Source organism: Pseudorhodobacter sp. E13 (assembly GCF_003991405.1).
Taxonomy (GTDB): domain Bacteria; phylum Pseudomonadota; class Alphaproteobacteria; order Rhodobacterales; family Rhodobacteraceae; genus Pseudorhodobacter.
The window spans coordinates 94,032-113,740 of the sequence record NZ_RPEN01000153.1 but is presented as its reverse complement, the minus strand read 5'-3'; the positions used below and the strand labels follow the sequence as shown (position 1 = coordinate 113,740).

Annotated in this window: 17 protein-coding genes; 11 read left to right on the top strand and 6 right to left on the bottom strand. The window is 61.2% G+C overall.

Going from position 1 to position 19,709, the window contains the following annotated elements:
- The first annotated feature begins 168 nt into the window (after nucleotides 1-168).
- From EGN72_RS08425 to der, 3 genes are all read left to right on the top strand, one after another.
- Nucleotides 169-828, top strand: coding sequence for a hypothetical protein (locus tag EGN72_RS08425; RefSeq protein ID WP_127046505.1), 660 nt, complete (start codon nucleotides 169-171; stop codon nucleotides 826-828).
- 104 nt (nucleotides 829-932) lie between these two features.
- A complete protein-coding gene (locus EGN72_RS08420; protein WP_127046503.1) occupies nucleotides 933-2,315 on the top strand; it encodes a PQQ-like beta-propeller repeat protein in 1,383 nt (460 codons plus the stop codon).
- Between the two features lie 61 nt (nucleotides 2,316-2,376).
- Nucleotides 2,377-3,855: a ribosome biogenesis GTPase Der gene (gene der / locus EGN72_RS08415; RefSeq protein WP_127046501.1), complete on the top strand. Its 1,479-nt coding sequence runs from the start codon at nucleotides 2,377-2,379 to the stop codon at nucleotides 3,853-3,855.
- A 222-nt stretch (nucleotides 3,856-4,077) separates the two neighbouring features.
- Here the strand turns inward: der and EGN72_RS08410 are convergent, their stop codons facing one another.
- The 6 genes from EGN72_RS08410 to miaA form a co-directional block, all read right to left on the bottom strand.
- Entirely contained in the window at nucleotides 4,078-6,165 is a 2,088-nt protein-coding gene (locus EGN72_RS08410; RefSeq protein ID WP_127046499.1) for an ABC transporter ATP-binding protein, read from the bottom strand.
- 109 nt (nucleotides 6,166-6,274) lie between these two features.
- On the bottom strand, nucleotides 6,275-7,432 hold the full coding sequence (locus EGN72_RS08405) for an ABC transporter permease (RefSeq protein ID WP_127046497.1): 1,158 nt from the start codon (nucleotides 7,430-7,432) through the stop codon (nucleotides 6,275-6,277).
- Nucleotides 7,433-7,444: 12 nt separating this feature from the next.
- Entirely contained in the window at nucleotides 7,445-8,527 is a 1,083-nt protein-coding gene (locus tag EGN72_RS08400; RefSeq protein WP_127046495.1) for an ABC transporter permease, read from the bottom strand.
- A gap of 121 nt (nucleotides 8,528-8,648) precedes the next feature.
- Nucleotides 8,649-10,301 (bottom strand): ABC transporter substrate-binding protein, encoded by a 1,653-nt coding sequence (locus tag EGN72_RS08395; RefSeq protein WP_127046493.1) that lies wholly within the window; start codon nucleotides 10,299-10,301, stop codon nucleotides 8,649-8,651.
- A 237-nt stretch (nucleotides 10,302-10,538) separates the two neighbouring features.
- Nucleotides 10,539-11,309, bottom strand: coding sequence for an AraC family transcriptional regulator (locus tag EGN72_RS08390; protein ID WP_233587083.1), 771 nt, complete (start codon nucleotides 11,307-11,309; stop codon nucleotides 10,539-10,541).
- A gap of 148 nt (nucleotides 11,310-11,457) precedes the next feature.
- Nucleotides 11,458-12,351: a tRNA (adenosine(37)-N6)-dimethylallyltransferase MiaA gene (miaA, locus tag EGN72_RS08385; protein WP_127046489.1), complete on the bottom strand. Its 894-nt coding sequence runs from the start codon at nucleotides 12,349-12,351 to the stop codon at nucleotides 11,458-11,460.
- Nucleotides 12,352-12,562: 211 nt separating this feature from the next.
- On the opposite strand from miaA, the gene pyrH reads away from it, so the two are divergent.
- The 8 genes from pyrH to EGN72_RS19300 all read left to right on the top strand — a co-directional run bounded on the left by pyrH (nucleotide 12,563) and on the right by EGN72_RS19300 (nucleotide 19,599).
- Nucleotides 12,563-13,300 carry a UMP kinase gene (pyrH, locus tag EGN72_RS08380; protein ID WP_127046487.1) on the top strand — a complete coding sequence of 246 codons (738 nt, stop codon included), beginning with the start codon at nucleotides 12,563-12,565 and terminating at the stop codon, nucleotides 13,298-13,300.
- Between the two features lie 167 nt (nucleotides 13,301-13,467).
- Nucleotides 13,468-14,547 carry a Hint domain-containing protein gene (locus EGN72_RS08375; RefSeq protein ID WP_127046485.1) on the top strand — a complete coding sequence of 360 codons (1,080 nt, stop codon included), beginning with the start codon at nucleotides 13,468-13,470 and terminating at the stop codon, nucleotides 14,545-14,547.
- 103 nt (nucleotides 14,548-14,650) lie between these two features.
- Nucleotides 14,651-15,214 carry a ribosome recycling factor gene (frr, locus tag EGN72_RS08370; RefSeq protein ID WP_127046483.1) on the top strand — a complete coding sequence of 188 codons (564 nt, stop codon included), beginning with the start codon at nucleotides 14,651-14,653 and terminating at the stop codon, nucleotides 15,212-15,214.
- A 29-nt stretch (nucleotides 15,215-15,243) separates the two neighbouring features.
- Complete coding sequence (uppS, locus tag EGN72_RS08365) at nucleotides 15,244-15,978, top strand: polyprenyl diphosphate synthase (protein WP_255417430.1); 735 nt, start codon at nucleotides 15,244-15,246, stop codon at nucleotides 15,976-15,978.
- Nucleotides 15,975-16,808: a phosphatidate cytidylyltransferase gene (locus EGN72_RS08360; RefSeq protein ID WP_127046481.1), complete on the top strand. Its 834-nt coding sequence runs from the start codon at nucleotides 15,975-15,977 to the stop codon at nucleotides 16,806-16,808. Before uppS ends, EGN72_RS08360 begins: the two co-directional genes overlap by 4 nt.
- A gap of 3 nt (nucleotides 16,809-16,811) precedes the next feature.
- Nucleotides 16,812-18,002, top strand: coding sequence for a 1-deoxy-D-xylulose-5-phosphate reductoisomerase (gene dxr, locus EGN72_RS08355; protein WP_127046479.1), 1,191 nt, complete (start codon nucleotides 16,812-16,814; stop codon nucleotides 18,000-18,002).
- On the top strand, nucleotides 18,002-19,351 hold the full coding sequence (gene rseP, locus EGN72_RS08350; protein WP_127046477.1) for an RIP metalloprotease RseP: 1,350 nt from the start codon (nucleotides 18,002-18,004) through the stop codon (nucleotides 19,349-19,351). Before dxr ends, rseP begins: the two co-directional genes overlap by 1 nt.
- A gap of 110 nt (nucleotides 19,352-19,461) precedes the next feature.
- Entirely contained in the window at nucleotides 19,462-19,599 is a 138-nt protein-coding gene (locus EGN72_RS19300; protein ID WP_199743724.1) for a hypothetical protein, read from the top strand.
- Nucleotides 19,600-19,709 lie beyond the last annotated feature (110 nt).

Sequence of the window (19,709 nt, the reverse complement as noted above, 5' to 3'; positions counted from 1 at the left end):
CCGGACTGCAAGCCCCAGCCTGCGTTGCCGCGCAGAACAGGGCCGAAACCGGCCCCACCGGTCCGAAAAGCGCCGATTTCGGGCCGCAGAACGGGCTTGAAAACCGGGCAGGGCTTGGCAAGCCCTTGGCCTTGCGTGTAAGACGGTGGGAAAGAATTGGAGACAGGCGTGAGCAATCCAGAAAGCTTCATCGAAGAGGTGACAGAAGAGGTCCGTCGTGATCGTCTGTTTGCGACCTTCCGCAAATATGGCTGGATCGGCATTTTGCTTGTCGTTCTGGTGGTTGGCGGGGCGGCCTATACCGAATGGCAAAAGGCCAGCCGTGCAGCGGCGGCGCAGGCCTTTGGCGATACATTGCTGGATGCGCTGGATCAGGAAACACCCGAGGCGCGGCGCGCGGCACTGGTTGCGGCGGGTGATGCTGCCAATGGGGTGAATGACAAGCTGGCCATCCAAAAGCTGCTGCTGGCTTCGGACCCCGAGGCTGACAAGCCGGGCACGCTGGCAGCGCTGGATGCGATCATCGCAGACCCCAAACTGCCCAACGCTTACCGCGATCTGGCCGTGTTGCGCCGTGTGGTGGTGGCCGGGGCGGATATGGAAATCGCGGAACGCCGCGCCGCGCTTGATACGATTGCGATCCCGGGCCGCCCGTTCCGCACGCTGGCGCTGGAACAGATGGCCTATCTGTCGGTCGAGGCAGGCGATATGGAAGCCGCAATCACGCAGCTTCGCGCCTTGTCCACCGATCAAGAGGCCCCTGCGGGCCTGCGTCAGCGCGCGTCACAGATGATCGTGGCCTTGGGCGGCGAGACGAAAGACAGCTAACACCACGCGGCGGCTGCCGGGCGACGCCCTGTGCCTGCCGCGTGTCAAACGAAAAACCTGCGCATCGCGCGCTGGACATGGGCAGGACAAGGGGCAGACATAAGATGAACTCTTTCTCTGACACTCGGAAAAAGGCGGAGATTCGGGCCAAGGCGGGCAAAGGGTTTTGCCTTGTGGTCGGGTTGGCGCTGCTGGCTGGCTGCGAAAAAGAACTGATCCTTGAAGGAGAGCGGTTCAACCCCCGCACGCCGCTGGAGGCCAGTGTCCGCGCAGAGGGCGAGGCCCAACCGACCGACAGCTTCGGCCAGATTGAAAATCAATCGGTCGCGATCAGCTTGCCCGCCGCGCGCGCCAATGCGGATTGGACGCATCGTTCGGCCAATGTGGCGCATCTGATGCCGCATGCCAGCCTGTCGGCGGCCCCGGTGCGGGTGTGGTCGGTGGATATCGGCGCGGGTAACAGCCGTAAATACCGCATCACCGCCGCCCCCATCGTGGCGGATGGTCGTGTGTTCACCATGGATGCCACCACCGGCGTTTCGGCTGTTGCGACCTCGGGCGCAAAGCTGTGGTCGGTGAACCTGATGCCTGCCGGCGCGCGCGGAGAGGTTTCGGGCGGCGGCTTGGCCTATGGCGGCGGGCGTTTGTTCGTCTCTACCGGACATGCCGAACTGGTCGCGGTTGATCCGGCCAGCGGTGGCGTGATCTGGCGCCAGAACCTTCTGTCCCCCGCCGCAGGCACCCCAACGGTGGCCGATGGCGTGGTTTATGTGGTCGGACGCAATGGCATGGGCTGGGCGATTGATTCCAAGGATGGCAAGGTGCTGTGGCAATTGCCGGGCACCCCATCGAATAACGGGATCGTCAGTTCTGCCGCGCCTGCGGTGACGGCACGCACAGTGCTGTTCCCCTTTGGCAATGGCGATCTGGCCGCCGCGCTGAAATCCGGGGGCGTCAAACTCTGGACGGCCAGCATCGCCGGAGCGCGTCTGGGCCGTGGCTATAACAGCGTCACCGATATTGCGGGCGATCCGGTTGTTGACGGCGCCACCACCTATGTCGGCAACCAAAGCGGGCGGCTGTCGGCCTTGGATACCGCCTCGGGCAGCGAGAAATGGTCCGCGCGTGAGGCGGCTTATGGCGCGGTTCTGCCTGTCGGCGGCTCGGTCTTTCTGATCTCGGATGAGGCAAAGCTGGTGCGGCTGGATGCGGCCACCGGGCAGCCGATCTGGGCGGTGGATATGCCCTATTACGAATCCGCCAAGGAAAAGCGCCGCGCGGCGATCACCGCGCATTATGGCCCGGTTCTGGCCAGCGGTCGGCTTGTCGTGGTGTCGGGGGATGGCGTCGTGCGCCTGTTCAACCCGACCAATGGCGCGCTGGTGGGCACGGCAGACCTGCCGGGCGGGGCGGCCTCTGCCCCGGCTTTGGCGGGCGGAGTGCTCTATGTCGTTTCCGGCAATGGGCAACTTCACGCTTTCCGTTGACCGGGGTTCCGTGTATGGCCACGGATTGATGCACTGACCCAAAGCCCCCGGAGGGGCCAAAATGAGCTTTACCCTCGCCATCGTTGGCCGCCCCAATGTGGGCAAATCCACCCTGTTCAACCGCCTTGTCGGGCGCAAACTGGCGCTGGTCGATGACCAGCCCGGCGTCACCCGTGACCTGCGCGAAGGCGATGGCAAGATCTTTGACTTGCGCTTTACCGTGATTGATACGGCGGGGCTGGAAGATGTAACCGATGACAGCCTGCAAGGCCGGATGCGCCGCCTGACCGAACGCGCGGTTGGCATGGCCGATGTCTGCCTGTTCCTGATCGACGGGCGCACCGGGGTCACCGCCACGGACGAAGTGTTCGCCGATATCCTGCGCAAAAAAGGCGCGCGGGTGATCCTTGGCGTGAACAAATCCGAAGGCAAAGCCGGGGATGCAGGCGCGATTGACGCGTGGTCGCTGGGTCTGGGCGAACCCTTGCGCCTTTCGGCGGAACATGGCGAAGGGATCGACGATCTTTATCGCCTGCTCCGCCCGATCTCGGATGAATTTGCCGAACGCGCCGAGGCTGATGCCCCGATCGTGGATGTCGATATCCCCGAGGACGAAGCCGATACCGAGGCCGATCCCGAATGGCACAAGCCCTCAGCCACCAAGCCGCTGCAAATTGCCGTGATTGGCCGCCCGAATGCGGGCAAATCCACCCTGATCAACAAGATCATCGGCGAAGACCGTTTGCTGACCGGCCCCGAAGCAGGCATCACCCGCGATGCTATCTCGGTGAAAACCGACTGGTTCGGCACGCCGACCCGGATTTTTGACACCGCAGGCATGCGCAAGAAGGCCCGGATCAACGACAAGCTGGAAAAGATGTCCGTCTCTGACGGTTTGCGCGCCGTGCGTTTTGCCGAAGTGATCGTGGTGCTGCTGGATGTGGAAATCCCCTTCGAACAGCAAGACCTGCGCATCGCCGATTACGCCGAAACCGAAGGCCGCGCGGTTGTGGTGGCGGTGAACAAATGGGATCTCGAAGGCGAAAAGCAGGAAAAACTGGCCGAGCTGCGCGAAAGCTTTGAACGCCTGCTGCCCCAGCTTCGCGGCGCCCCGCTGGTGACTGTTTCGGCCAAGACAGGCCGCGGCCTCGACCGTCTGCACAGCGCCATCCTGCGCGCGCATGATATCTGGAACCGCCGCATCCCGACCAACCGCCTCAACACCTGGCTTCAGGCCATGACCGAGGCCCATCCGCCCCCCGCGCCGGGCGGCCGCCGCATCAAACTGCGCTATATGACCCAGGTGAAAACCCGCCCGCCGGGCTTTGTGGTCATGTGCAGCCATCCTGATCTGATGCAGGAGAGCTATAAACGTTATCTTGTCAATGGCTTGCGTGATCACTTTGATATGCCCGGCACGCCCATCCGCATCACGCTGCGCGGTCAAGGCGACAAGAACCCGTTCAAAGACAAGAAGTTCCACACCCCCAGCCGCTTGCGCAAACACAAAGCGTCCAAAGACCCGGATCAACGCTTCTAAAGCGCATCGCGTCTAGCGGGGGGAGTGCGAGCGTAGGAAGGCAGCGCCACTCCACCGCGTCCCGCTTTCTTTTCGGCACAAATATCCACGGGGGGTCCGGGGGGCAGTCAGCCCCCCGGCTTTTGTTTTGACACGGGGGGGCAGTCAGCCCCCCGGCCTTTGTTTTGATACGGGGGGGCAGTCAGCCCCCCGGCCTTTGGTTTGCACTCAGCGCGCGCGTTTCTACTCCGCCGCGATGGTGATCACCGGCTCCATCTCGGCCAGAATCGCATCCGACAGATGGCATTTGATCTGATGCCCGGTGGCCAGATGTTTGACAGGTGGCACCTCGCGGTCACACAGCCCGTTGGGCACTTGCGCTTTCCAACGGCAGCGTGTCTGGAATGGGCAACCCGATGGCGGGTTCATCGCGGATGGAATGTCACCTTCCAGCACGATCCGCTTTTTCTTCACCTTGGTATCGGCAATCGGCACGGCTGACAGCAGCGCCTCGGTATAGGGGTGATAGGGCGGGCTGAACACCTGATCGGTGGTGCCCAGTTCGACCACATGGCCCAGATACATCACCATCACCCGGTCGGCCAGATAGCGCACGATGGAAAGATCATGGCTGATGAACAGCAGGGTCGTGCGGTTCTTGCGCTGAATTTCCATCAGCAAATCGGTCACAGCGGCCTGCACCGACACATCCAGCGCCGAGACAGGCTCGTCCGCGACCACGATCTTGGCATCCCCCGCAAAGGCGCGCGCGATCCCGACGCGTTGCTTTTGCCCGCCTGAAAGCTGGCGCGGCATGCGTTCGGCAAAGGCGCGGGGCAGTTTCACAAGGTCCAGCAGTTCCAACATGCGGGCATGACGCTCGGCGTCGGAATTGCCTTCACCAAAGATTTCCAGCGCCCGTATGATCTGCCGCCCCACGGTCATCGAAGGGTTGAGCGTATCAAACGGGTTCTGGAACACCATCTGCACCGATGACACGGTATCCACCGCGCGCTGTTCAATCGGCGTGTCCTGAATATCTTGATTATACAGGAAAATCTTGCCGCTGGTCGCAGTTTCCAAACCCATCAGAACCTTGGCAAAGGTGGATTTGCCGCAACCCGATTCCCCCACGATGGCAAGGGTTTCCCCTTCGCGGGCCTCAAAAGACAAGGTTTCATTGGCCTTGACCACTTTTTGCGCGCCGCCGCCAAACAAGGAGCCGCCAGAAACCTCGTAATATTTGCGCAGGTCCTCCATCTTCAGCACGACATCGCCAACCGGGGTCTTTTCCTGCTGCTTCACAGCGGCCAGCGGGGCGTCCCAGTCAATCTCCTGAAACTTCACGCAGCGGGAATGATGGCGGTCGCCGCCGGTGTCGACCATGCGCACATCGCCTGCATCACAGCGTCCGGCCTCAAAGTAATCGCAGCGCGGGCCAAAGTTGCAGCCTTTGGGCCGTTCATGCGGCAGCGGGAAGTTGCCCGGAATGGCCACCAAGGGGCGGGAATTCTTGTCAGCCGAAGGCAGTGGGATCGAGCGGAACAGCGCTTGGGTATAGGGGTGGCGCATCTTGTCAAAGACCTCGGCCACGTTGCCGGTTTCCACCGCCTCGCCGGAATACATCACGCAAAGCCGGTCACAGACATCCAGCACCAGCCCAAGGTTATGGCTGATGAACAGCATGGAGGTGCCGTATTTCTGGCCCAGTTCCTTGACCAGATCGACGATCCCTGCCTCGACCGTCACATCCAGCGCGGTGGTGGGTTCATCAAGGATCAGCAGCGCGGGTTTTGACATCAAGGCCATGGCGATGACGATGCGCTGTTGCTGGCCGCCGGAAAGCTGATGCGGATAGGCGTTCACGATACGGTCGGGGTCGGGCAGGCGCACATCGGCGACGATCTGGCGCGCAAGCTCCCATGCCTTTTCTTTGGCCATGCCTTCATGGATCATCGGCACTTCGGCCAATTGCGCGCCCACGGTCATGGCCGGGTTCAGCGAGGCCATGGGTTCCTGATAGATCATCGCGATTTCAGAGCCGCGAAGCTGGCGCAGTTCCTCCTCGCCCATATTGGTCAGGTCGCGGCCTTTGAATTTGATGGAACCCGCGACGATTTTGCCGTTCTTGCCCAGATCGCGCATGACGGCCAGCGCCACGGTGGATTTACCGCAACCGGATTCGCCGACCAGCCCCATCGCCTCACCCGGCATGACGGTGCAGGAAAAATCCATCACCGCCGGGATCTCGCGCAGGCGGGTGAAGAAGGAGATCGAGAGGTTGGTGATCTCGAGGATGGGTTGGGACGGATCCCAGTCAGGTTTGGTCATTGTGGACTCCCTATACGGCGAGGCGCGTGGCGAGCGCCGGGGGCTGTCTGCCCCCGGACACCCGAGGATATTTGGACCGAAAAGAAAGCATCAGGCATCGGGCGTTGCATCAGTCTTTCAGGCTTTCTTCGCGCAACCCGTCTGCAAGCAGGTTGAGGCCGAGGACGAGGCTCATGAGTGCGATGGCCGGGACAACGGCGGGATGCGGGAAGATCGACAGCAGGCGGCGGCCATCATTGATGGTGGAGCCCCAATCGGGGGATTCCGGCGAGACGCCGAGGCCGAAGAAGCCGAGTGTGCCCAGCAGAATGGTGGTATAGCCGATGCGCAGGCAGAAATCGACGATCAGAGGGCCGCGGGCGTTGGGCAGGATTTCCCAAAGCATGATATACCATGGCCCTTCGCCGCGGGTTTGGCCTGCTGCCACATAGTCGCGTGAGCGCAGGTCCAGCACGATGCCGCGCACGATGCGGAACACGGTGGGGGCGTTGACGAAGACCACGGCGACAAAGACGTTGAGCAGGTTCGGGTCCATCGACCAGATGCCCAAGGGATCGGCGTTGAAGGCAAGGCCGGAATAGGCCCAGAGGCCCAGCACCAGCGTGATACCGACATAGAGGTTGCGCCGTGCGGGCACGGTGAAGTAGCGGCTGTGGAACAGCGTCACGAGGAAGATGATCGGGAAAACGAACAGCACCGCCGCAAGGATGGTGGGAATTCCGGTATCGCGGATTTCCGGGGTGACGAGCAGGTAAAACAGCAAGATCACCGGGAAGGCCAGCACGAGGTTGGCAAGGAAGGACAGCCCCGTATCCAGTTTGCCCGCGAAATAGCCTGCGGGCAGGCCCAAGGTAATGCCGACCATGAAGGCAAAGAGCGTGGCGGCGGGGGCGATGGCCAGCACGCGGCGTGCGCCCATCACCACACGGCTGAACACATCGCGGGCAAGGTTATCACCCCCCAGCAGGTAATATTCATAGCTGCTGCCATCGGGGGCAGGGGTGCCCGGTGGTTTGTTCTTCATCCCCGAAAGCTGGCCCAGCGGGTCATGGGTGATGATGATATCGGCGAAAAACGCCGTATAGACCCAGAACATCACGATGCCAAAACCGATCATGCCGACGGTGCTGTCGAACAGCTTGCCATAAAGGCCCAAGCGGCGGCGGTAATGGATCGACACCGCATAGGTGATGATCAGGGCGGCCCAGACGGGCCAGAACTGGATGAACATGCGGGCGAAGATGCTGCCCCAGCCAATCGGTTCCATGTAGGCTCCTCCTCAGGAAATCCGGATACGGGGGTTCAGGAATGCATAGCCGATATCAGAGATCAGCTGGGTGACCAGCACCACGATCACGGCCACAACCGAGCAGGACAACAGCAGCTCAATGTCGTTATTGCCCGCGCCCTGCACAAGTGTCCAGCCGAAGCCCTTGTAATTGAACAGGGTTTCCACAATCACCACGCCGTTCAGCAGCCACGGAAATTGCAGCATGATCACCGTGAAGGGCGCGATCAGCGCGTTGCGCAGCGCGTGGCGGATGACGACCTGACCAAAGCTGACACCTTTGAGCCGGGCAGTGCGGATATATTGCGCGGTCATCACCTCGGTCATCGAGGCGCGGGTCATCCGGGCGATATAGCCCATGCCGTAAAGGGCGATGGTGACAACGGGCAGGGCAAAGTTCCAGAAGGTGATGTCATCCATGGCGCTGGTGGCGGTGCCTTGGAACAGGGTTTTGCCTTCGATCAATCCCATGCTGGCCAGCAGCGGCGAGATGCCGACAGTGGCGCTGGCCAAAAGCACGATCAGGATTACGCCCGACACATATTCCGGCGTGGCGGTGGTTGCGATGGCGATGGTGGAAAGCACACGGTCCATCCGCGAGCCTTCGCGCATGCCCGCAAGCACGCCAAGCGCCAGTGCCGAGGGCACCATGACGATCATCACCCACAGCATCAGCCAACCTGTCGCCCCCAAGGCGCGGCCCAGAATTTCCGCAACCGGGCGCTTGAACACGGTTGAATCACCCCAATCGCCTTGCAGAATACCGCAAAAGCGCGGGGCCTGCGCGGCAGGAACATCGCTGCTGATGCAACGCCCGGTGATCTCCCCGTCTTTTTCCAGCGTCCAACCCGGCATTACGCCCAGCCATTCACCATAGCGCAAGATCAGTGGCTGTGCGTAGCCATGCTCTTTCAGCCATGTGGCCACCTGCTCATCCGACATCCGGACAGAGCCTTCGGACCGGGCCAGTTTTTCAAGGTTGGGGGAAAGGTTGGTCAGGAAAAAGACGATAAAGGTCAGGCATAGCGCGGTAAGCAGCATGATCCCGAAACGTCTGAGCAAAAACATCAACATAGGTCATCCTTCCCCTGCAAAGCGCAGGAGCTGCTGAAGGTTGCGGGGCATCAACGCCCTGCTGGTGTCGTCATAAACGGGGCAGGGACAGCGAATGCTGCCCCTGCACAAGCCTTTGCAATCAGGCGGCGATCCACCACTTGTAGTGGTGATGCTCAAAGGTCGGGTGCATATCGGCACCTTTCACCTTGGCGTCATAGTGACGATAGAGCGAGCGCCAGAACGGCTGGATCAACACGCCTTCTTCCTGCATGATCTCTTCGATCCGCTTCATCACTTCGCGGCGTGCATCCGCATCGGCGATGGAATTGGCCTTGGCCAGCAGCGTGTCGAATTCTTCATTCTTGAAGGCGGTTTCGTTCCAGGCCTCACCCGAGCGGTAGGCCAGCGACAGAACCTGCACGCCAAGCGGGCGCATGTTCCATTCGGTGGCCGAGAACGGGTATTTCAGCCAGTCGTTCCAGAAGGTCGAGCCCGGCAGAACCGTCCGCTTGATCTTGATGCCCGCATCGCGGATCTGTGCTGCAACCGCGTCACAGGTGGCGGCTTGCCACGCATCGTCAATCGACTTCAGTTCAAATTCGAAATCGGCTTTGCCTGCTTCGGTCAACAGGGCCAAGGCGCCTGCCGGATCGGCCTTGAGCGGCGGAAGTTCGGCATATTCCGGGTGAATCGGGCAGACATGGTGGTTTTCGGCAACCGTGCCCAAACCGTTATAGCCCAGTTCCAGAATGACGTTGTTATCCACCGCCATCGCAAGTGCCCGACGCACGCGCACATCCTTGAATTCTTCGGCATCCTGGTTGAAGCGCACAGCCAGCGTGGCCGAGGTAACGGCCTGCGATTTTTCCCAGCCCAAGCCATCCAGAATATCGACGAAATCGCCGGTGGTCTGATAGGTGGCGTCAATCTCGCCCGAGCCTGCGGCGGCAACGGCGGCGGACGGGTCGGTGCCAAGGTCGATATATTCGATCTTGTCCAGATACGGCCCGCCATAAACCTCGGTGCCCCACCAGGTGTGGCCTTCGTTGCGGGCCAGAACCTGCCGCACGCCAACTTCGTTGGTTTCTGGCAGATAGGGGCCAGTGCCGATCGGGTTATTGGCCGGGTCGCCATTGTCATAGCTGGAATGCACCACAGCCGCCGGGTAATCGGCCATGCCGACGATCACCGAAATATCCGGCGAGGCCAGCTTGATCTTGACGGTATGGCTGTCCACAACCTCGATCGCACCGTCATTGGCCACCTTGGTTTCCGGGTTGACCAGCGCATTCATCCGCGCGGCCATGGAGTTGCCTTCGACATTGCCATCGCACCAGCGAGTGATGTTGCGGGCCACATCCTCGGCGGTGAAGTCATCGCCATTGTTCCACTTCACACCCTTGCGGACGTTCAGCATATATTCGGTGGCGTCGTCATTGGTGGTCCAGCTTTCCAGCAACATGCCGCGCAAAGACCCATCACCATTGTATTCGACCAGATATTCCAGCCAGCCACGGGTGAAGTTTGCAATCTGCGACCAGTCGGCGGTGCGCGGATCTTTCAGGCCCTTGGTTTCCATTTCCATGCGCAGCGTGCCGCCTGCGGTCGGGGTCTGGGCATTGGCGGCAGGGGCAGCAAGGCCCAGCAAGCCATACGCCGCAGGGGCGGCAACACCCAGCGCGCAGGCCCGGGTCAGGAATTCGCGGCGGCCCATGGTGCCTGCTGCAACCTCTGCCGCATAGGCGCGCGCCGCCGGATGCACCGTTTTGGTAATCGTCTCATGCTTGGTCATTCATATCTCCCTGATGGTCCTGGTCTCCGCTTCGGCAGATGCGCGTGGGGAACCGTTTATTTTGTGTCGCCCGTCCACAGACGCAGGCGGGCAAGGTTTACACTTCCGCACGGATTTCCTTGGCGGTCAATGTTTGGTTTCGCCTCTTAATGTCCCAAAAACGACATTGGTCCAAAAACGACATATGTCGCTTTTAGGCGCAAGATGCGGAATTGGCAAGGCAACTGCCTATATTTGTTAGGTTTCTTTACGGAAGGCCGAAGGCGACTTGCCGGTTTTATGCTGAAAGGCCCGCGTGAAATAGGCCGGCGAGGCAAAGCCAAGCGCACCGGCAATCTGCCCCACGGGGATCTTGGTTTCCGCCAGCAGCGTGCGGGCTTCAAAGATCAGCCGGTCATGCAGCAGCGCCGAGGCAGGCTTGCCGCAGGCCAGCTTGCAGCAGCGCGTCAGATGGGTCGGCGTCACCCCCAGGGCACTGGCGAAATCGGCAACCCCCATGCCAGACCGGAAATTCCGCTCCAGCAGGTTGGCATAGCGGGCGACAAGGCGATGGGCGGCATCGGGGCGCTTGACCTCCTCGGCCCCTTTTTCCACTTGCCGTTCCAGCCAGACGCCCAGCAGGCCAAGGTAATGCCGGGTCGCACGGTCATGGGCGGGGGTGTCGCTGTTCATCTCCCGCAGGATCGCATCCAGTGTCACGTTCAGCTCTTGCTGCACATAAGTTTCCCGAATGCGCAGATGATGCGGCGCTTTCGGCAAGGTCACATCGCAATTCTTGCCAAAGAACACGGCGGTGCCGAACACCTGCGGCCCCACCTCAAACCCGTGCATGACCCCCGGCGGAATGAACACCGCGTTATTGGCGGTATAGCCACGGGTGGACCCTGCAATCGTGATCCGGCCCTGACCCTTGGTGAACCACAGCAGCATCGGCTCTGACAAGGATCGCATCGCTTCCACCCGCCAGCGGCCATTCGCGGCAAGACGAGGGATGGCAACAACGCGCAATTGGGAAAGGGCAGAGAGATCTTGCATAATAAGGCCGTCCGGGTTCAGGAAGCCCAAGTTAAGCAGCCCCGCGCCCCATTCCCAAGCCTTAATTTGCCATAATCGAACCAGTCCACAGACCTATCCACAGGTTTGGCACAAAGCCGCCTTACCAGCGCGCCGGATCAAGCGCGATCCAGCTTTTCATCCGGTTGCGAAACCATGTGCGTTGCCGTTTGGCATATTGCCGAGAGGCAAGCTTGGCCTGCGCAACCGCTTCCTCCAACGGGATTTCGCCGCGCAGATGGGCCACCAACTCCGGCGCGCCGATCGCGCGTGCCGAAGGGCGCAGCGGCTCCCAAGTCGGCAGTTCCGCCTGCACCTCGGCCAATGCGCCCTGCGCCATCATCCCATCAAAGCGTTGATTTATCCGGGTATTCAGCCAATCGACATCGGGGCGCAAAACAATAGGCTGCACCTGATCCAAGGGCAAAAGCGCGGGGCCTGTGCTGTCTTGCCAATCGGCCAGCCCGCGCCCGGTGGCCTGCAACACCTCCCAGGCGCGCTGCACCCGCGCCGGATTGGCCGAATCGATTCGCGCCACAGTCGCTGCGTCCAATTCGGCCAGCAATGCCGCGCCCCCTTCGGCCTGCATCCGCGCATCCGCCAGCTTGCGCACTGCCGCCGGGGTGGGGGGGATTTCGGCCAAACCTTCGGTCAATGCGCTGAAATACAACCCCGTTCCGCCCACAATCACCGGGCGCAGCCCTTCGGCCAGAACCGCCGCCACCTCGCGCAGCCAATGCCCCACGGAATAGGCCTCATCCCGCCCGATATGACCGTAAAGCCTGTGGGGCAGGGCGGCTTCCTCCTCGGCATTGGGGCGCGCGGTCAGCAGCCGCCAACAGCCATAAACCTGCAACGCATCAGCATTGACCACCACACCGCCGCCCCGCGCCACGATCCGCGCCGCCAAGGCCGATTTGCCGCTGGCCGTCGGCCCGGCAATCAAGACCGCCTTGTCTTGGGGCAGTGCTGCAATCAACGCTTCCACAGCTTGCATGTTTCTTTGGTCTTTCTGTTCGGCAAAAATATCCTCGGGGGGGGCCCGTTTGCCCGTGGCAAACGGGATGGGGGGCAGACAGCCCCCCGCACCGCTTTCCACCCGAACTGCCGGATCATCGGTTGAACCCCGCCCCGTTTTGCGACATTTTACGCCGCAGTCCAAGCCGTGATCTGTCACAGGTCGGCCTCAGTCAGTCAGGAACCCCAAAATGTCCGTATCCGCCCCCGACCACCCCGCAACCACCCATGGCCGCGTCATGCTCAAGATTTCGGGAGAGGCTCTGATGGGCGATCAAGGCTACGGCTTGCATCCGCCCACCGTGGCCCGCATCGCGCAAGAGGTGAAAACCGTGCATGATCTGGGGGTTGAGATTTGCATGGTGATCGGCGGCGGCAATATCTTCCGCGGTCTTCAAGGCTCTGCCCAAGGGATGGAACGCACCACCGCCGATTATATGGGCATGCTTGCCACGGTGATGAACGCGCTGGCCATGCAGGCCGCCCTTGAGGCGCTGAAAATCCACACCCGCGTGATTTCCGCGATTCCCATGGATCAGGTCTGCGAGCCCTATATCCGCCGCCGTGCCGTCCGCCACCTTGAGAAAAAGCGCGTCTGCATCTTTGCCGCAGGCACCGGCAATCCCTATTTCACCACCGATACCGCGGCCACCCTGCGCGCCAATGAAATGGCCTGCGAGGCGATTTTCAAAGGCACCAAGGTCGATGGCGTCTATGACAAGGACCCCAAGAAATTCGCGGATGCCAAGCGTTATGACACCGTGACCTATGACGAGGTGCTGCAAAAGCATCTGGGCGTCATGGATGCCAGCGCCATCGCTCTGGCGCGCGACAATAACCTGCCGATCATCGTGTTTTCGCTGGATGAGCCGGGCGGCTTCCGGGGTATTCTGGCCGGCAAGGGCACCTATACAAAGGTGCATGGCTAACCTGTTTTTCTGATCGGCGTTTAAACGGCAGCCCTCAAGGACTGCCGTTTTTTCATGGCCGCCGATGGCTTTGAAAAGCCCAATGTTTTCCTAAAATTGTGCCTTTAACCCTGCCTTTAGGCCGGCATGTCAAAACCATTGCCATCTGTGAAAAGGGCAAGGGGCGCATGGCACAAGTCGGGATGATCTATATCGGCCAATTCGCGCAAGCGGATACGACGGAAACCAACTGGTCGGCGGAAAACCCGAACCTGTTTCTGGGCACCTATTCCAAAAGCAGCCTGAAACCGCTGACAACCTCTGTCACCACGCCAAAGAATGACGGCATCGCCTATGATGATGACAATGGCCAAACCGCCAGCCAGATCACCTATAACCTCGGCAGTGGCAACCTGACAGCCAATCAGGATTCGGTAGAGGCGTATTACGCCACCATTACACTGGGCAATGGAACGGTGATCCAGACTCAGGTCAATGTGATCCAACTGACCAATGGCGCAACCTTTATCAATGAAACTCGCGATGGCATCGCGCTGGACAATCTGTCGATCCAATCGGTCAAGATCACCGGGCTTGCCACCGCAAACGGGTCTGGTTGGTATACGACCCGCTCGATCAACAATGCCCGCATTGTCTGTTTCGCGCGCGGCACGCCGATCAAAACACCCAAAGGCTTTGTTCCGGTTGAGGCGTTGCTGATCGGCGACCGGGTGCTGACGCAAGATCACGGCGCGCAACCTCTGGTCTGGCGGGCAAAATCCCGTATCCTGACAGATGAGCGGACCGCGCCGATCGTGATAGAGCCGGGCGCGCTTGCCCCCGGCATCCCCACGCAGCAGGTCGCCCTGTCACCGCAGCACCGTATCCTTATCGCCGCACCCGAGGTTGAGGCGCTTTTGGGCCTGCGCCAAGTGTTGATACCGGCCAAGAAACTGCTGGGGCGGCCGGGTATCAGCCGGGGGGCTATCGGGGAGGTTGTTGAATATCACCATATCATGTGCCCCCGACATGCCATCCTGCGCGCAGGCGGTGCGGCCTGTGAAAGCTTTTTTCCCGGCCCCATGGCGCTTGCCGCCCTCGAAGGCCCGGCGCTGCATCAATTGATGCGCTATTTCCACAAGGGTGGCATCGGCCCCGATGATTACCCGCTGTGCCGAGAAACGCTTTCCGGCAAAGCTTTGCGCAAATTGCTGGCCCGTATTGGGCCCTTGCAACCGGGGTTTTTGCCACAGATCGGCGCGGCCTGATCGGGGTTTGCGCGCGGCGGGTCTGTTTCAGCGTCTATACAACCCCGGCCCTGTGGATTAAAACCAACGCAGTTTTGGAACACTAATCTGCCCGAGGGACCCTATGTCAGACGATTTCATGCTCGATACCGATGATCTGGAACGCCGGATGGAGGGCGCTCATACCGCCTTGCGCGCTGAATTCGGGACCCTGCGCACCGGTCGCGGCTCTGCCTCGATGGTGGACCCGATCATGGTGGATGCTTACGGCGCGATGACCCCGCTCAACCAGGTTGCCACCGTCAACGTGCCAGAGCCGCGTATGGTCACCATCAACGTCTGGGACAAGGGCCTTGTCGGCAAGGTCGAAAAGGCGATCCGCGAAAGCGGCTTGGGCATCAACCCGCAGCTCAATGGCACCATCATCATGCTGCCGATCCCCGAGTTGAACGAGGAACGCCGCCGTGAATTGACCAAGGTTGCGGGCCAATATGCCGAACAGGCCAAGGTCGCCATCCGCAACATCCGCCGCGATGGCATGGACCAGATCAAGAAGGCCAAGGCCGATGGGATTTCGGAAGATGACCAGAAATTCTGGGAAAGCACCGTGCAGGAATTGACCGACAAGGCTATCGCCGCCGTCGACAAGGCACTGGAAGCCAAACAGCAAGAGATCATGCAGGTCTGATCCGGCCTTTAAAAACAAGGGCTTAACCCGTGTCATCAGCAAATCCCCCGAAAAAGGGCCAGCCGGTCGAACATGTGGCCATCATCATGGATGGCAATGGCCGCTGGGCCACCAACCGTGGTTGGCCCCGGCTGGTCGGCCACCGCAAAGGGGCAGAGCGGGTCAAGCAGATCGTCGCCGCCGCGCCCGATATGGGGATCAAATGGCTGACGATCTATGCGTTTTCCACCGAGAACTGGAAACGCTCCACCGAAGAAGTGCTGGGCCTGATGGCGATTTTCGCCCGCTACATCCAGCGCGAGGCGGATCGCATGTCCAAGGAAGGCGTGCGGATGCGTTTTATCGGCGACCGCTCAAAGCTGGACCCAAAGCTGCAACGCCTGATGACCGGGATCGAGGCGCGCACCGCCGGGTTTTCCCGCCTCAACCTGACGGTCGCCATCAATTACGGTGGCCGGGATGAGATTTTGCGCGCCACCCGTGCGCTGGCGCAGGAAGTTGCCGAAGGCAGGCTGGACCCTTGCGATGTGACCGAGGCCGCGATTGCCGAGCGGCTGGATACCGGCGGCATCCCCGACCCGGATCTGGTTATCCGCACCTCGGGGGAAACCCGCACCTCCAACTTCCTGATCTGGCAATCGGCCTATGCCGAATATGAATTCACGCCGACCCTTTGGCCCGATTTTTCGCCCGAAGAGTTGGAAGCCATCCTTGTCCGCTTTGGCAATCGTGAGCGGCGCTTTGGCGGGGTGGCCCCGGTATGACCGCTGCATCCAACCGTTGGGCCGATCTGCGCCCCCGTATGATTTCGGCGGCGGTGATGGCCGGTGTCGGCGCGGTGGAAATCTGGGCCGGGGGCTGGACCTTTTCTGTGCTGGTCGTCGCCTTGACCGGATTGATGCTGTGGGAATTGGGCGCGATGACACGGCCGGATGTTGCGGCCCGCGATGACCGCCCGCGCCGCCGCCCGCAGGGGCGCTTGTCGGCGGCTTTGGGGGTCTTGGGCGCGCTTTGCCTTGCGCTGACGCTGGTGTCACCGCAGGAATATGCCAGCTTTTTGCTGCTGGTCCCGGCCTTGGCCTTTGCACTGACCGCGCGCCGCGACCGCAGGCTGTCTACGCTCTGGGCCGCTGGGGTGATGGTGGCGGGGTTCGGGTTGATGGCCTTGCGCAACGACTCTGGCACACCGGCCATTGTCTGGCTGGTTCTGGTGGTCGTTGTCTCTGATATCATGGGATATTTCGCCGGGCGTATCCTTGGCGGGCCGAAGTTCTGGCCCGCGATCAGCCCCAAGAAAACCTGGTCTGGCACCGTGGCGGGCTGGTTGGGGGCCGCTGTGGTGGGGGCGGTGTTCTGGCAGATGGGCTATGCCTCTGCGGGGCTGATCCTGCTGTCGGCGCTGGTGTCTTTTGCCGGGCAGATGGGTGATATTGCCGAAAGCTGGATCAAGCGGCGCACCGGGGTAAAGGACAGTTCCAACATGATCCCCGGCCATGGCGGCTTTCTGGACCGGTTTGATGCGATGACAGGGGCGGTTGTGGCGGTGATGCTGTTGTCGCTGCTGATGCCTTTGCCGCTGCCGGTTGGGGGCTAGGGTTTGCGCTCCATTTCCATTTTCGGGGCCACAGGCTCTATCGGTGAAAGCACCTTTGATCTGATCATGCGCGGCGGCGGGCCAGAGGCGTTTCGCACCGTGGCCTTGACGGGCGCGCGCAATATCAATCGCTTGGCCGAGATGGCCCGCGCGCTGCGGGCCGAGGTTGCCGTGACCGCGCATGAAGACTGCCTGCCTGCCTTGCGTGCGGCGCTGGCGGGCACGGATACGGTTTGCGCCGCAGGGCAGGCGGCATTGGCCGAGGCAGCCGACCGGCCTGCGGATTGGGTGATGTCGGCCATCGTCGGGGCGGCGGGGCTGGTGCCCGGCCTGCGCGCGCTGCGCCATGGTGGCACCCTGGCCCTGGCGAATAAGGAAAGCCTTGTCACCGCTGGCCCCTTGCTGATGGCCACGGCGGAACAATACGGCGCGACGCTGTTGCCGGTGGATAGCGAACATTCCGCCGTGTTTCAGGCGCTGGCAGGCGAGCAAAAGCAAGCGGTGGAGCGGGTGATCATCACCGCCTCCGGTGGGCCGTTCCGGCAGTTCAGCATGGAACAGATGCGCGCGATCACGCCTGCGCAGGCGGTGGCGCATCCGAATTGGTCGATGGGGCAACGGATTTCCATCGACAGTGCCTCCATGTTTAACAAAGCCTTGGAACTTATTGAAACTCGCGAGTTTTTTGGGTTTGCGCCCGATCAGATCGAGGTGATCGTTCACCCGCAATCCATCGTGCATGCCCTGATCGGCTTTTGCGATGGTGGCATCATGGCGCATCTTGGCCCCGCCGATATGCGCCATGCCATCGGCTTTGCGCTGCATTGGCCGCGGCGTGGCCCTGTGCCCGTCGAACGGCTGGACCTTGCGCGCCTTGCTGCCCTGAACTTCGAGGCACCGGACCCCGCGCGCTTTCCCGCCCTGCGGCTGGCGCGCGATGTGATGGCGCTGCGCGGCCTGTCCGGCGCGGCCTTCAACGCGGCCAAGGAAATCGCGCTGGATCACTTCATCGCGGGCGATCTGGCGTTTCTGGGCATGGCCGAGGTGGTGGAAACCACGCTTGCCCGGCTTTCGCGCGAAAATAGCCTTCAAATTGCCGCGACCACCCTTGATGATGTGCTTGATATGGACCATCTCGCAAGAAAGACCGCCACGGAAGCGGTCAAATCGTGGCAGCAAGGAAGTAAAGCGTAGTGGAAATTCTGAACATGATCCCGTCCTTTGGCAGTTTTGCCTGGACGATCGCCGCCTTCGTTGTCGCCTTGTCGATCATCGTCGCCGTGCATGAATACGGCCATTATATCGTGGGCCGCTGGTCTGGCATTCATGCCGAAGTGTTCAGCCTTGGCTTTGGCCCGGTGCTGTTTTCCCGGGTGGATAAACATGGCACGCGCTGGCAGATGGCGGCCTTGCCTTTTGGCGGCTTCGTGAAGTTTCTGGGCGATGCGGATGCTGCCTCGGGCAAGGATGGTGAGGCGATGCGCTCGCTGTCCCCCGCCGAGTTGCGCCGCACCATGCATGGCGCCCCGCTTTGGGCGCGGGCGGCCACCGTGCTGGCGGGGCCGATGTTCAACTTTATCCTGACCTTCCTGATCTATTGTGCCGTGATCCTGCATTTCGGCGTCTCGGTCGATCGCGCGGTGGTGGGAGAGGTGAAACCCCTGCCCAATGACGCGCAAACCCTGCTGCCCGGCGATGAGATTCTGGCGATCAACGGCGTTGAAACCCCGGATATGGAAAGTTTCATGCTGACCGCGCGCGATTTGCCTGCCGCCGTGACCAGCGATTACACCATCACCCGAGATGGCCGCGATATCGCCCTTCAGGGGCCTTACCCCTTCCCGGCGATGATCGGCTCTGTCGCGCTGGAATCGGCGGCGCAGGATGCCAAACTGGCCGAAGGCGATGTGATCCTGTCGGTGAACGATCAGCCTGTCGTGGCCTTCACCGATCTGGTGGAGATTGTGAAAGCGTCAAAGGATGCGCCGCTGTCGCTGAAAATCTGGCGCGATGACGGGCAGGGCGGGGCCGAGTTTGAAACCACCCTAACCCCCCGGATGACGACGATTCCGGCGCGCGATGGCGGGTTTGAGGAACGCTATCTGATCGGCCTGACCGATGGCATGGTTTTCACGCCCGAACTTTACACCCCCGGCCCGCTGGAAACCGTCTCGCTCAGCGTGGAACGGACTTGGAGCCTGATCACCACCAGCCTGTCGGGGCTTGGCCATATCGTCTCGGGGGCGATTTCAAGCTGCAACCTGCGCGGCCCGATTGGCATCGCCAAAACCTCCTCGGCGGCGGCAAGTCAGGGTGGTTTGACCTTCATCATGATGATCGCGGCTTTGTCTACGGCGGTGGGCCTGATGAACCTGTTCCCGATTCCGGTGCTGGATGGCGGCCATCTGGTGTTTCACGCCTATGAGGCGGTGACGGGCAAGCCGCCATCGGATCGGGCCTTGCGCGCCATGATGATGGTGGGGCTGACGCTGCTTTTGTCGCTGATGGTCTTTGCGCTGAGCAATGATCTGTTCTGCCCCTGATCCCGCAGGGCAGGCGTCAACCTTTTCGCAAGATTTGGCCCGTCTGCCCTAATAGCGCCACAATTATGGGCTATTTTATCCGGACAACAGTCTGGAAACGGGTATCAACCATGCAAACGATGATTCAAGGCTATCGTGGCTTTTCGCTTCTCGTCGGTCTGAACTGGGATCGGCTGTTCAGCGTTGGCACCATCATTGTCGGCCTGCTGGCAGGCGCATTTTTGGGCAATGTGATCATCAATCCCTAGGCTTATATTGTGTTAGTTTAACACATTGAAACAATATGCCGCTTTGGCCTTTTGACAAGCTGATCCATTCCCGGTAGTCAGGGACGCAACTGGATTAGTGAATGGGGCAA